This is a genomic window from Terrimonas sp., assembly GCF_003075435.1.
GTDB lineage: Bacteria > Bacteroidota > Bacteroidia > Chitinophagales > Chitinophagaceae > Agriterribacter.
Genome location: NZ_QCZJ01000020.1, coordinates 38,385 through 52,406, shown reverse-complemented (window position 1 = coordinate 52,406; position 14,022 = coordinate 38,385). Strand labels below are relative to the sequence as shown.

Annotated in this window: 8 protein-coding genes; 6 read left to right on the top strand and 2 right to left on the bottom strand. The window is 40.0% G+C overall.

Features of this window, described 5'->3' with window-relative positions:
- Nucleotide 1: 1 nt before the first annotated feature.
- Complete coding sequence (locus DC498_RS18890) at nucleotides 2-1,966, bottom strand: tetratricopeptide repeat protein (protein WP_116875719.1); 1,965 nt, start codon at nucleotides 1,964-1,966, stop codon at nucleotides 2-4.
- Nucleotides 1,967-2,192: 226 nt separating this feature from the next.
- Here DC498_RS18890 and DC498_RS18885 point away from each other — a divergent pair, with 226 nt between their 5' ends.
- The gene (locus DC498_RS18885; protein WP_116875718.1) at nucleotides 2,193-2,966 is read left to right on the top strand and encodes a hypothetical protein; all 774 of its coding nucleotides are present in this window, start codon (nucleotides 2,193-2,195) and stop codon (nucleotides 2,964-2,966) included.
- A gap of 83 nt (nucleotides 2,967-3,049) precedes the next feature.
- A complete protein-coding gene (locus tag DC498_RS18880; protein WP_116875717.1) occupies nucleotides 3,050-3,934 on the top strand; it encodes a hypothetical protein in 885 nt (294 codons plus the stop codon).
- A 103-nt stretch (nucleotides 3,935-4,037) separates the two neighbouring features.
- On the opposite strand, the gene DC498_RS18875 is transcribed toward DC498_RS18880, so the two are convergent.
- Entirely contained in the window at nucleotides 4,038-7,088 is a 3,051-nt protein-coding gene (locus DC498_RS18875) for an AsmA family protein (RefSeq protein WP_116875716.1), read from the bottom strand.
- A gap of 79 nt (nucleotides 7,089-7,167) precedes the next feature.
- On the opposite strand from DC498_RS18875, the gene DC498_RS18870 reads away from it, so the two are divergent.
- The 4 genes from DC498_RS18870 (at nucleotide 7,168) to DC498_RS18855 (ending at nucleotide 13,964) form a co-directional block, all read left to right on the top strand.
- Entirely contained in the window at nucleotides 7,168-7,845 is a 678-nt protein-coding gene (locus DC498_RS18870) for a TrmH family RNA methyltransferase (RefSeq protein ID WP_116875715.1), read from the top strand.
- A gap of 304 nt (nucleotides 7,846-8,149) precedes the next feature.
- Nucleotides 8,150-9,019 carry an AraC family transcriptional regulator gene (locus tag DC498_RS18865; RefSeq protein ID WP_116875714.1) on the top strand — a complete coding sequence of 290 codons (870 nt, stop codon included), beginning with the start codon at nucleotides 8,150-8,152 and terminating at the stop codon, nucleotides 9,017-9,019.
- Between the two features lie 200 nt (nucleotides 9,020-9,219).
- The gene (locus DC498_RS18860; RefSeq protein WP_116875713.1) at nucleotides 9,220-10,353 is read left to right on the top strand and encodes a Gfo/Idh/MocA family oxidoreductase; all 1,134 of its coding nucleotides are present in this window, start codon (nucleotides 9,220-9,222) and stop codon (nucleotides 10,351-10,353) included.
- Nucleotides 10,354-10,469: 116 nt separating this feature from the next.
- Nucleotides 10,470-13,964: a PVC-type heme-binding CxxCH protein gene (locus DC498_RS18855; RefSeq protein WP_116875712.1), complete on the top strand. Its 3,495-nt coding sequence runs from the start codon at nucleotides 10,470-10,472 to the stop codon at nucleotides 13,962-13,964.
- Nucleotides 13,965-14,022: the final 58 nt, after the last annotated feature.

The window sequence follows — 14,022 nt, the reverse complement described above, 5'->3', positions numbered from 1 at the left end:
ATTAAAAATTAAGCTCAAGCGGCAGGGTGATCTCAATTCTTGTTCCATTATTCAAAGGAAACAGGCGGAGGGAAGCATTGCTGTTCTGAATTTTGTTCATCAGGTTTATCCTGGTTTGCGTAATAAGAAATCCTGAAGGCCTGTGCTTATCTCGTCCTTCAAAGCATTCTTCAATATTGTTTTTTTTAATGCCTACGCCGTCATCCTCCACAGTGCATCGTATCATTTCAGATTGCCTGCTGATGCCCACTCTGATCATTCCATTCTCGTTTTTAGGCGATATTCCATGCCAGATGCTGTTTTCAACAAAGGGTTGTAAGAGTAAAGGAGGAATCATCGTATTTTCTTTATCAATTTCAGTATCAATATTTATCTCGTAATCGAATTTATGGTCAAGTCTCGCCGCTTCTATCTGCATATATAGTTCAAGTGCATTCAAATCATCGGCAAGTGATACTTTTTTGTGATCAGAATTTTCAAATACCTGCCGCATGAGCATGGAAAATCTTAGCAGGTATTCATCTGTAAGTTTTGTATTGTTTTGCGCATTGTAATAGCGGATCGAATTAAGTGAATTATAGATAAAATGCGGGTTCATTTGCGACCGGAGCGCCTTCATTTGGGTATCGGCAATTTCAGCTTTCAGCTCTGCTTCAACCTGTTTGGTTTTAGTATTTCGGCGGCGCAGGTATAAAAAAAACACCAGCAATGATGATACAATAATAAGCCCTGCTCCAATTAAATAAGCTTTACGCGTTGTTTCCTGTTGTTTTATCTCGGCAATGTGCTGTGCTTTTAACACTGCAGCTGTCTTATCAGCTTCTGCCTGCACTTCTTTTCGCGTAATTTCTTTTCTTGTTTTATCGCCCGCAATACTATCATGAATAGCGAAGTACGATTTATATGCCAGAAGCGCCAAATCAGGGTTGCCTGCTTTTTCATAAATTTCAGAAAGGGTTTTCCATTGGTTTGAAAGATTATCCAAAGTTGCAGCCTCTTTTGCCAGTGCAAGCGCTTCTCTTTGATAAAACAGCGCCGTGTTCAATCTTTCTTTTTTCGGGATATTAAAAAAGGAATCAGGCGCAAACGCATATATACTTGCAATTTCGTTAAGCGAAAGAGATACATTATTTGAGGCATTAAGCGACCTGTACATTGTCAATGATCTTTCCAGATAGGCTAATGCAGAATCATATCGTTGCAAATGTCTGAAAGCAGTTCCGATTGCCAGGTAATAATTTGCATCTCCTTTGGTTGATTTAACGGAAATTTTATTTAACTGAAGTGCCTCCCTGTTAAGCTCAATCACCTTTTCATACTCGCCGGTTTTTAAATAAATATCTCCAATGTTATTTAATATCACAGCCACCGATGCAGTTACACCCAATTCCCTGAAAAGCATCAGCCCTTGTTGATTATAGTCGAGCGATTTAGTGTAATCAGATAAAAAATAATATACCAAAGCCGTATTACAGATGACTGCTGCCTTAATGCGTTTGATATTTGCTTCATCAGCAAGCTTTTCGGCCTGCTGTAAATAATTTAAAGCCTGCGGATAATCCGCAAGAGAAGTATATGCCGTACCCATACGATTAAGCGCATTTGCTGCTTTTACACTATCTCCCACTTTCATATACACCGCAAAGGCCTTTTTTTGAAATTCAATATCTGTTTGAAATTCTCCTTTTGTATAGTGGCATACCCCTCTCAGATGATATGCATGGCCAAGGTTAGCCATATTGTTAAGTTTTTGGGCCAGTTGTATTGCCTCATCTGTAAGCTTTATACCCAGCTCAGCACTATCATAGCGACAGGCATTTGCCATAGCAATTAATACGTTAAGCCTTACTGTATCTCTTTTGGGATGATTATTCAGCTCTCTCAGCAGGGAATCTCTGATATATGCCTGACCTGCACAGGCAAGAGCTGCACATATAAAACAAAACAGGCAGACTGCATATCGCATACAAGGGAGTTAAGTATTGAAAATACGATATTCAATAATACTTCATTTTAACGAAAAATAAATACAGGCATACGAAAAATAAATGCTCCTGAATTGTTCATCAGCTAATTTCTATTTTCAACAAAGACTGGCTGAAATGGTGTATTGCAGTTCGCTATTATGCCGGTTCCGCCGGTTTTAGAAAAGCAAGACAAAACTTGTTAAAGCTGAAAAAGATAACAGCGTCATGAAAAATATATTTTTATTATTAGTTGCTTTAGGTTGCTTCATTTCTTGCTTTGCAAAAAAGCAACCTCATCTTGATGGCATGCCTGCTGCAGAAGAGGTAATAGCAAAAATTAAAGGTACTAATCCCAGGGAAACATATGCCAGACAAATTGCAGCGCTGAGAATATTGTGGCAGATGATCCGGTTGCATGAAATGGATAAATATCATTCAAAAGACACACCTGGAGAAACAATATTGCTGAAAGATTACAGCTCGTGGCAGAAAAAACTGAAAGATGAATATAGCGCTGCTTATGAAAACCTTGACGATTCGGCTGCAAATGCTTCTTTCAGAATATATACGTATCAACTTGAAACAGGCGAATTGAAAAATTACATTATTGAAAACCTGTTTAATGAAGCCGCCAAAAAAAAGTATTACGAGATAAAGGATTACAATAAAAAATTAAGCGATATAAGCGATAAAAGAATTTTAGAGCAACTTAAGATTGAAAAACAGAGGAGAGAAAACGAACAAAAACTGGAATACAGGGAATCAACCAACACCCTCAGGCGCACCATTGGCATGACGCTGATGATTGTACCCATGTTGGTATATATACTATGGGTAGGCCGCCGGCAGTTCAACAGAACCAACCAGTATGGCGTTCGTGAATATAAGAGTTGGGTAGAAGTTGTTTTTAGCGGAACGCTGGAAGCGTTGGCAGGGATAGGCGCCGGTATACTGTTCCTGCTTGGGGTATGGTTGCTGATATTGAGTTATGGAAATTAACTAAAGGAAAACCTCGTCTTGCTACAGAAAACAAGAACGGGAGATGAGGTGTTTTTTTGAATATATCATCCTTAAAAAATCACATGAAACAGTTTCGTTTTTTATCTCTTATCTTCCTGCTTTGCTGCATTAATAACTTTGCAACCAATGCGCAAATGCTTGACCAGATAATAGCCAGTCATCTTAAAGCTATTGGCGGAAAAGAGAAAATAAAAAGTATAAAAACCGTGGTTGTCAAAGGCTCTTATGCAATGTCTATTCCTCCTGATACCGGTAAGGTTGTCCTGAATTCTTTAACAAGAATAACCAATGGGAAAGGGTACCGTAAAGACACTGATGCAGGTGCAGATGGATCAACCTCTTTTTCTCAAACAGAATGTTTTACCGATAATACAGGATCCGTAAGCGGATGGACTACTGCTCCGCCTCTGCCAGGAATGAATGAGATGATGAATGGACAGTCTGAAACGGAAACAGGCACTAAACCCAGGGAAATGTCTGAATACGAATATAATTACGGTAAGGATCAAATATATATAGCTTCTCCTTTTATTAATTATCCGTCTTCAGAAATAGTGATAAAGTTTGTAAAAAAATTTAATGGACAATACTGCATACTTGTAAATATTGGGCTGGTTATACGGTTCTATTATTTAGATATTAATACATTTTATGTAAGCAGAATTGAAGAAAGTGGTATGATGGGAATTAAAACAGTAACAATATTTGAGGATTATAAAAACGTTTCAGGTATAGTTTTTCCTCATTCTGTTACTACTAACGGGTATTATCCGAAAGGAATGGGCGATATGCTCATGGGGCATGGTGGTACAGATTTTCTTGATGACCCACTTTCTGTCAAGCCAAAAAAAGACGAAAAACCCGATATGGTTATAACTACTACTGTTAAAAGTATAGAAATTAACCAGGCAATTGATAACACCATATACAACTTCCCACAGAATTAGAAAACACGTATTAATTGTTATAAGATATGATTTTATAACACCTAAGCAAAGTCGAACTTGCTATGTTCGGCTTTGCTTAGGTGTTATCATTAATTACAGGCCATCACTCCTTCTTCACCGTATCCTTACTCTTCTTCTTCAGCAAATTATTCAGGGTGTTCTTTACTGCCTGCTCTGCGTTTTTTGTGGTATTCTCCAATGGTTTACCGGAAGAGGTGCTGTCTTTTGTGCCTAAGATCTGTTTGGCTAATTCATCCTTCGCGTCTTTTATTACCTGGTTTTTAATGGAAGCAACAGAATCTTTCAGCTCCTGTTTGGCGCTGTCAATTTTTTGCTGCGCAAAATCCGTAGCCTGCTTTTTAAGATCATCGGCAATATTACCTGCCGCTTCCGTAAGGTCTGTTTTGATCTGAGGATTGGTAATGCTGCCACCCATCTTTACATTCAGATTGATGACATCGCTTACTTTTACATTGACGCCTTTGTTGTTTGCCTGTTGCGCAAGATTATTGATCAAAGCATTGCCCTGGCTGCCAATCAGGCTGCGCGGCAATTTCATGGCAATAGCATAATCAATAGACTGATCAATGCCATGCATACCGCCAATTTCCATATCAATATCTTTTACTTTCAGCTTAAATGGTTTTACCAGTACTTTTCCATTGGCAAATTCAATATATGCTTTTACATCCTTCATTGAAAAATTGCTCAGGTCATTTACGTTTAACGTTTGCGCTAATTTTTCAACCGGTACAAACTTTTTAAGCGCACCCTCCAATAGCTGCAAAGCGCCATTACCGGTAAGCGAACTTATTTCAGGTGTCATATCCTGTCCGAGCTTCCCGTTTAGCGTAAGCTTTGAGCTTATTGTTCCTGAGATAAATTTGCCAATGGGTATCAGCTTTTGAATAGTATTAAAAGCATAAAAAGTTTTTTCCGCGCTAAGATTACTTACATCATATGTTAATGCTATGGCAGGGTTCTTGGTGCTTGCTTTGGTGGAGTATGAACCGCTTACGGCTATCTTACCATCAAGGGCATCCATCTGCACATCTTTCAGCGTTACTGTTTGATCTTTTATGGCAACCGTTCCTTTCAGGTTGTTATAGTCAACTTTATCGTAGGTAAGCTTATCTACCGCAGCATTAAGCGTAAATGCAATATTCTTAGGAACTACAAACGGTTCTGAAGAAGCAGGCTGCGCTGAATCGGCAGGTGCGGCAGCCTCTGTTCCCATAAAATCATTAAGATTTAATTTGTCTGCTTTTACATTTAACGTGCCGGCTATAGGCTCATCTTTCAGCGCATAACCGATAGCGTTATCAACAGCTCCATTGGCAGTGATATTTGATGTAAGGTATACTGCCTTTAAATTGTTCAGCGTAATATTTTTAGGGTTAAATGTAAATGCAGCCTCATCCACTTTCACGCCATCAGGATAATCCTTGCTTTTGTAAACAAGATCAGATATGTTAAGCGTACCGCCAGTATTTATTTTTTCATACTGGCTTTTATCTATAGATGATTTATTGCCTTTGAAAGATACATCAGCATTGATCATACCGGATACCGATGTGCCCGGCTCAAGCGTAGTGAACTGAGATACCGTACCCAGGTTAAACTTCCCTTTGGCTCTGCCATCAAATGAAGGATCGGTTGCCGGCGTTTTAAGCAGTACATTAAAGTCAACCGGATTATTGCCTATCTCAATATGGCCTGCAGGAATATTGATCACCGTATGATCCGGCACACCATCAGGATTTTCAAACTGTATCTGCACTTTTGAATTTTTTATAGGCTGCGGAAAATCGCTAGATGAATAATTCAGATCAGTGATATTTATAAAACCATTGGCAGTAAAAGGTCCTGGTTTTTGCTGTGTAATAACCGCTACATTTCCTTTAGCGGTTGCGTCGGCATCAAGCAATCCTGACAGTTTTGTATCGCCACTCAGCTTCACAAATTTGGTTACTTGTGCAAGATTGAGTTTGCCTTTTATATTCGCATCAATATACTGGTCGCTCATTGGCTTTTTCAGCAATAATGTAAAATCAAAAGGGTCGCTGCCAAATTCAATATGGCCTTTTGAAATATCAACAACCGTATTATCTGTTATACCATCAGGATTATCAACCTTCACAGCGATATTGATGTTTTTAACCGGCTGTGGCAGGTCAGGATATTGGAAGAACCCATTCTCTACATTCAGGTTAATATTATATGCAGGAATTTTAACGGAGTTATATTCTCCTTTTACAAAACCATTAAAAATGGCTTTGCCGCTTGTTTTTATTTTATCAAAATCATTTTTATAAATAGCAGGCACAAGGGAAAGCAATGTTTTAAAATCAGTAGATGGCGCATTAAATTTAATATCCATACCGTAAGTGGTATCATTCACAAACTGGAAATATCCTTCGGTTGCCAGCTTCAGGTCATTCAACGCAATATCATCTGTTTTAAAAGTATACTTGTTTTGGTTGTTATCCACCTGTATATCTGCACCTAAAGCAGCTTTTGCATTTACCAGGTAGGGAATTTTGGTATAGGTAAAGTTTACCACATCCGCCGAAGTTTTGGTGGCAAGTGTGAAAAGATCTGAAGTAAAATCGCCGCTGCCGGAGTGATTAAGGTTGAATATTTCAGCGCTCATATCTCCCTGAATATCATTATAGCTGATATAGCCATGATTGATTGCATACCTATTGAGCTGCATATTAAAATCAGAAGATTCTTCAGGGATGGTAGTTGTTGTATCTGGTTTGGTAATATCCCAGTTCGCTTTTCCTTCTTTATTAACAATAGCGTGTATTCTTGGCTTATCTACCGTAACACTATAGATATTCATTTTATTACCAAAAAGGCTCATCAGGTTCAGCGCCACATCAATTCTTTCAGCAGAGATAAGGGTATCTTTTGAAAAATCCTCAATGCCCACCACATCCAGGTTTTCCAATCCAACAGCAAGGCGTGGAAAATGACGGAACAGGGATATATTTACGTCTTTAAAATCAACTTTAGCATTTAGGTTTTTGTTGATTTGTGTTTTGGCAATACCTGTAATTTTATCTTTGAAGATAAAGGGAAGAATAAACGCAAGTACAAGTAAAACGGCTAAAACGATTCCTGATATTTTTAATATTTTCTTTGCCATGACAGATATTAGGATTTTTGTATGTTTTTAAACAGGTAGTGGTTAATTATTTAATAATGTGTAGCATAATTTTACAAATATGACGCCAGAAAGGACTGAACGGTTGACAAAAGTTTTGAATAAACGGCAAAATAATCTTGCTGTTGTGTTGGAAAATGTATTTGATCCGCATAATATTTCGGCTGTTATGCGGAGTTGCGATGCTGTAGGCATACAGGATGTTTACGTGTTGAATACTAAAATTCCCCGCCATAAAAAATGGGGGGCTAAAAGTTCATCGAGTGCGGCTAAATGGCTCACTATTCACCAGTACACTGATGCGGAACTTTGTTTTAAAGATTTGCGTCAAAAATATGATAAAATCCTGGCTACGCATTTAAGCAGTGATGCCATAAGCCTTTATGAGGTGGATTTTACACAATCAGTAGCCCTGGTGTTTGGCAACGAGCATGCTGGCGTAAGCGAAGAAATCAGGGCATTAGCAGACGGAAATTTTATTATTCCGCAGGTGGGGATAATACAATCCCTCAATATATCTGTTGCCTGTGCGGTAAGCATATATGAAGCTTACCGGCAAAAAAAACTGGCAGGGCATTACGATAACATAAATCTCCCACAGGAAAAATATAATACACTATTAAAGGAATGGGGATTTACGGAAGAAGAGTCTGAAAATATCCGCTCCCTCACCCCCGACCCCTCTCCACAGTGTGGCGAGGGGTGCCCAAATTCAAATCATGCTGATAAAATAAAGTGAGGGGTAGTCTGAAAATCTAAAAGTATAGCGAATATTTAAACGCCTGCTTAGCTATATTTTGTAATTGATATGGGAGAGATGTTGCCTGGCTTTGCACTACAATACCACCCCCTCACCATTGCATGCCTGCCTGTCCGGTAGGCAGGGATAGGGGGCGGGTGAGGAAGATCTGTTCATATTTCTCAGACAATAATGATTACCTATTTGTATATACAGAGTAGCTGCCGGTAAGCAAGAAATTGATAAATTTTCAAATTAATTTCCTCATTCCCACATTCCCATACTTCCACATTATTTTTGCTCCATGAAATCCGCATTACAAAAAACCTCTATCCCGGATTCCAAAATATTTGTAGCCAGGGAGTTGAAAGAAAAGCATTTTGACCCGGTGTGGCATGCCCATGGCGAATATCAACTATTTATGGTACTGAAAGGAAGCGGCACGCGCTTTATTGGAAACACCGTAAAATCGTTTAAAGAAGGCGATACCACATTCATAGCGCCGGGTGTTCCGCATTTATGGAGAAACGATGCGTTATATTTTGAAAAAGGAAGCAAACAATCAGTGCATGGACTGGTGATATATTTTAAAAGCGATTTTATGCACGACCTGCTTGATAAGGAAGAGTTGCAGCAGATCAAAACATTATTCATCAGGTCAAAAAAGGCAATTGAATTTGAAGGAGAGATAGTACAGGAATTGCATACAATGATGCAACAGCTTACGCATGCACATGGCACGGCAAGCGTAATCGCGCTTTTGCAGATTTTGGATACTATGGCTTCAACAAAAGAATATAGTATGCTTCACAATGCAGACTACGTATATAAATTGAAGGACGCTGAAACAAAGCGCATAAATCTTGTTTATAATTATGTGGCACAGCATTTTGACAGCGATATATCATTACAGGAAGCTGCTAAAATGTTAAGTATGACGCCCACTTCGTTCAGCCGTTATTTCAGAATAAAAACCGGCAAATCATTTTCTGAGTTTGTAACTGAACTCCGCATCAAACATGCCTGTAAATTACTGGTTGAAGATGATAGCAAAACAATCAGCCAGGTGGGAAACGCGTGTGGTTTTAATACCTTATCCAATTTCAACAAGCAATTTAAAACGGTTATAAAGCTTACACCCAAAATATACCGGAACCGGTTTTCAAGCCTTTAATTGCCCATAATTTATTCTTTTTTAATATTTAGGACAAAATACAGTATGTTTTGGATATAATCCGCTTAAACTTACACAGGGATATTACTTAACTTAGTCGCTTACCAAGATTGCTATGTCATTACATGCTTCACTGTTTGCAGAAGTTTTGCATTGATCCTGGTAAAACTTTTAATCTTTCATTTATAACATAATGCTTTATGTCAAAAATCAATGTTGCTATTATCGGCCTGGGGTTTGGTGCGGAATTCATACCTATTTACCAGCGCCATCCAAACGCAAATATGTATGCTATATGCCAGCGTAATAAAGAAAGTCTTGATAAAGTGGGAGATGCGTTTGGTATTGAAAAAAGATATACCGATTATGATGAATTGCTGAAAGACCCCGATGTGCATGCCGTTCATATTAATACACCTATTCCCGATCATGCAACACAATCTATTAAAGCATTGAAAGCTGGAAAGCATGTAGCATGTACCGTACCAATGGCAACAACGGTTGAGGAATGTAAACAGATTGTAGCGCTGGTTAAAGAAACGGGATTGACATATATGATGATGGAAACAGTTGTATATGCCAGGGAGTTTTTATTCATGAAAGATATGTATGAGAAAGGAGAGCTTGGTAAACTACAATTTTTAAAAGCAAGTCACCAGCAGGATATGGATGGATGGCCTAATTACTGGCCAGGGCTTCCTCCTATGTATTATGCTACACATTGTGTTGGTCCTGTACTTGGTTTAACCCGCGCTGAAGCGGAATATGTTTCCTGCTTTGGCTCAGGCACTATAAGAGAAGAGCTGCACAAGCATTATAATTCTCCTTACGCGGTAGAAAGCACACATATCAAATTTAAAGACTCAGATATCAGCGCTTATATCTACCGTTCTTTATTTGACGTAGCAAGGCAATACCGTGAAAGCTTTGAGGTATATGGTTCAAAAAAATCTGTGGAATGGCCGTTGATTGAAGGAGAACCTTTGGTAGTGCATACCGCTAAAAAGCCGGAGCCTGAAATTCCTGAAAAAGTAGAATGTCCTGATTTTGCGCATTTACTGCCGAAAGAGATACAGCGTTTTACAACCGGAGGTGTATACGATACCGACGAGCACCAGCATTTATCATTTACGCAGGGGGCAGGCCATGGGGGCTCGCATCCGCACCTGGTGCATGAGTTTATTTCTGCGCTTGTTGATAAACGTGAGCCTTTCCCCAATGCAAGACAATCTGCCAATATTACCTGCGTAGGTATACTGGCGCATGAGTCTGCAAAAAAAGGCGGGGAGATAGTGAGGTTGCCGGAGTTTACGTTAACAAGTGGTAAGGGGTAAGTGTTACGGGTTACAGGTACTTAAAGTACAAAGCTGTTAATAAGTTGAATGCTTTATGACCCGCAACCCGTAACCCGCAATCTGAAACTTGAAACTTGTAATTCATATTCACCAACATGAAAAAAAATATTCTGGTTTTGCTGGCGTGCATTTTTTCCGCCACGGTTTTAATGGTTTCGTGTAAACAGAAAGATAAAGATAATAAGCCCCGCAGGCTTGAACTGTTGTTCCTTGGGCATAAAAGCAAGCATCACGATTCGGAGCAACTGGCAGATATATTGTCGAAGGAGTATTTTAAGAAAGGGATAAATATTACCTATACCACCAATCCTGATGATATGCTGAAAGAAGATTTTCAACTGTATGATGGATTGATATTATATGCCAACCACGACAGCATTACTAAACCGCAGGAAAAAGCATTGCTTGATTTTGTAAAATCGGGTAAAGGATTTATTCCCCTGCATTGTGCATCGTGGTGTTTTCGTAATTCGCCTGAAGTGGTTGACCTGATAGGCGGCCAGTTCAAGACCCATCAATATGATTTATTTACCGCGGTGATCGTAAAACCGGAACATCCTGTTATGAAAGATGTACCAGCGTTTTCAACAGAAGATGAAACATATGTACACGATAAGATCAGCAAAAGCATAGAAGTGCTGACCGAAAGGGTAGAGGGAGATCATCATGAACCATATACCTGGGTCCGTACCTATGGTGATGGCAGGGTGTTTTATACCGCGTATGGTCATAATGAAAAAACATTTGTGAATCCTGGCTTTCTGAAGCTTGTATATAATGGTATTCTATGGGCTGTTGGTGATCATGCCCGGTCGCTCGTTGAAGCATTTAAAGAACCTGATCCCGCCTATACTGAAGCTAAAATGCCTAACTATGAAAAGCGCGATCCTTCTCCAATGTTCCAGGCGCCGTTATCGCCGGAAGAATCCATGAAGATGGTACAGGTGCCGGTTGGTTTTGAGCTGCAGCTTTTTGCCTCAGAACCGGATATTCATAAACCTATTCACATGGCATGGGATGAAAGAGGGCGGTTGTGGGTAGCCGAAACAGTGGATTATCCCAATATGGTTCGTGAAACCAAAACAGAAGGCAGGGATCTGATCAAAATTTTAGAAGATACTGACGGTGATGGCAGGGCGGATAAATTTACAGTGTTTGCGGATAAATTGAATATACCTACCAGCTTCGCGTTTGCCAATGGTGGCATTGTTGTGGCACAGGCGCCTGATTTTCTTTTCTTAAAAGATACCGATGGAGATGATAAAGCGGATGTAAGAGAGACCATCATGACGGGATGGGGCGTATTTGATACGCATGCCGGCCCGTCTAACTTTAAATACGGGCCTGATAATACTATCTGGGCTACGGTAGGTTATTCAGGGTTTAAAGGTGTGGTAGGAGATAGTAAAGATACAACACGTTTTTCGCAGGCATTATACCGGTTTACGCCGGATGGAAAGCAGATGGAATTTTTGGGTAATACATCTAACAATACCTGGGGACTTGGCTTCTCTGAAGATTTTGATGTATTTATTTCCACCGCCAACAATACACATAATGCATCCTATACTATTCCTAAACGTTATTTTGATATGAGCGGGGAGAATAATGAAACCGGTATTGAAAAAACCGAAAGTCATTATGCAATGCATGTGGTCACTAAAAATCTTCGCCAGGTAGATGTACATGGAGGATTTACCTCCGCGGCCGGGCATAATTTATATACTGCACGCAATTATCCCAAAGAGTACTGGAACCGTATTGCCTTTGTATGCGAACCTACCGGGAGAATAATTCATAAAACCATTATTGAGCCAGATGGTTCATCGTTTAAAGAAGGAGAAGACGGATGGAATTTTGTAGCAAGCGCTGATGAATGGTTTGGACCTGTGCAGGCAGAAGTTGGCCCGGATGGAGATGTATGGTTTTTGGACTGGTATAATTTTATTATTCAGCACAATCCAACGCCGGAAGGTTTTGAGACCGGTAAAGGCAATGCACATATTAACGCATTGCGTGATTCTGCCAAAGGCAGGATTTACCGGGTGCATTATAAGAAGGATAAAGTAAGCAGCATTAAGTCGTTGAAGAAAGATGATGCTGATGGTCTTGTAAAAGCATTGCGCAGCGATAATATGTTCTGGCGCACAACAGCACAACGCTTACTGGTTGAATCCGGTAATACAAAAGCGGCTGATAAGTTATATGATATTATCAGCGATACAAAAACAGATGAGCTGGGGCTGAACCCTGCTGCTGTACATGCGCTTTGGACTTTGCAGGGTTTAAAGCTGTTGGATGAAAAAGATAAAAAAGCGATTGAAGTTGTTGCCACTGCATTAAAGCATCCCTCGGCTGGTGTAAGAAGAGCAGCTATACAGGTGTTGCCGGCAACTGCTGATATTACAAAACTACTGATTGAATCTGGTGTGTTTAATGATAAAGATCTTCGTGTGGTATTGGCTGCTATATTAAAAACATGCGATCTGCCTGCATCTGATGAAGCAGGGGATGTGTTGTTTAAAATTGCCACAAAAGAAGGCGGCAGCGCAGAAGACAAATGGATACAGAAAGCACTGTACATAGCGGCTACTGTTCACCACGCCGGTTTTGAAAAAGCGTTTAAGGCAAGTGGTATTAACGAGAATGTAGAGCTGGGAAAAGCAGGATTGATTCATCGTATTATGATGCGTTCTGTATTGAATGTTCTGCCTTTGCAACAGTATGCATATATTCGTCCCAGTAGCTTACCAGACTTAACCGGCCGCGAAATATTTTTTACGGCAAATGTTGAAACCGGGAAAGAGAATCCCAAAGGCGCTATAGTGGCGCAGGGCAATATGCAGAATGGTTATGCAGTATATATTGGAAAAGATAAACGGATCAATTTCCAGGTGAATCAGCAGGGAAAAACATCCATCATTCAATCAAAAGATACAGCGGTAGCTAAGTTTACTGTAACCGCTATTTTACGCAAGGGTGGTAAAATGGAATTGCTGGTTGATGACAAAGAAGTTGCGACAGGTCAGGCAAAAGGATTATTCAATATTCCACTCCGCGATCCGGGTTTAAGATTAGGTCATGATTATCGCAGCAAAGGCGCCGAAAAAGCAGGCAATTATCCTGACAGCAGCCGGGGTATTGGTAAAATAACGGCTGCAAGATTAGAGACCTTACTTGCGGAAAAGAAAACGGAAAGCCTGGGCAGGCCTGATGCGGCGATTGTTTTAAAAACCATTCCCCATGAAATGAAATTTGCACAGAACAAGCTAACTGCAAAGGCGGGAACTATACTTGAAATTGTATTGGATAATGTTGACTTCATGCAGCATAACCTGCTCATACTTTCCCAGGGCAGTATGCAAAGGGTAGGAGATGCGGCGGATAAACTGGCACAAACACCTGAAGGTGCCCTTGCACAATATGTGCCTTCAACACCGGATGTGTTGGCGGCTACGCCGTTGGTAAATCCCAATGAAAAATTCAGCCTGAAATTCCGGGTGCCTGATGTGCCGGGTGAATACCCGTTCATCTGTTCATACCCGGGTCACTGGAGAATAATGAATGGAGTGCTGACAGTGACGAGATAGCGTGTAAAATGATTGTAGATTGACAGGCTGTATTGTAATTGTCAGGTACGTTTAGTTC

Bases quoted from the DNA above. Each gene is read 5' to 3' on its own strand.
- DC498_RS18880 (WP_116875717.1), top strand. From the start codon at position 3,050: ATGAAACAGTTTCGTTTTTTATCTCTTATCTTCCTGCTTTGCTGCATT.
- DC498_RS18855 (WP_116875712.1), top strand. From the start codon at position 10,470: ATGAAAAAAAATATTCTGGTTTTGCTGGCGTGCATTTTTTCCGCCACG.
- DC498_RS18885 (WP_116875718.1), top strand. From the start codon at position 2,193: ATGAAAAATATATTTTTATTATTAGTTGCTTTAGGTTGCTTCATTTCT.
- DC498_RS18865 (WP_116875714.1), top strand. From the start codon at position 8,150: ATGAAATCCGCATTACAAAAAACCTCTATCCCGGATTCCAAAATATTT.
- DC498_RS18890 (WP_116875719.1), bottom strand. From the start codon at position 1,966: ATGCGATATGCAGTCTGCCTGTTTTGTTTTATATGTGCAGCTCTTGCC.
- DC498_RS18860 (WP_116875713.1), top strand. From the start codon at position 9,220: ATGTCAAAAATCAATGTTGCTATTATCGGCCTGGGGTTTGGTGCGGAA.
- DC498_RS18875 (WP_116875716.1), bottom strand. From the start codon at position 7,088: ATGGCAAAGAAAATATTAAAAATATCAGGAATCGTTTTAGCCGTTTTA.
- DC498_RS18870 (WP_116875715.1), top strand. From the start codon at position 7,168: ATGACGCCAGAAAGGACTGAACGGTTGACAAAAGTTTTGAATAAACGG.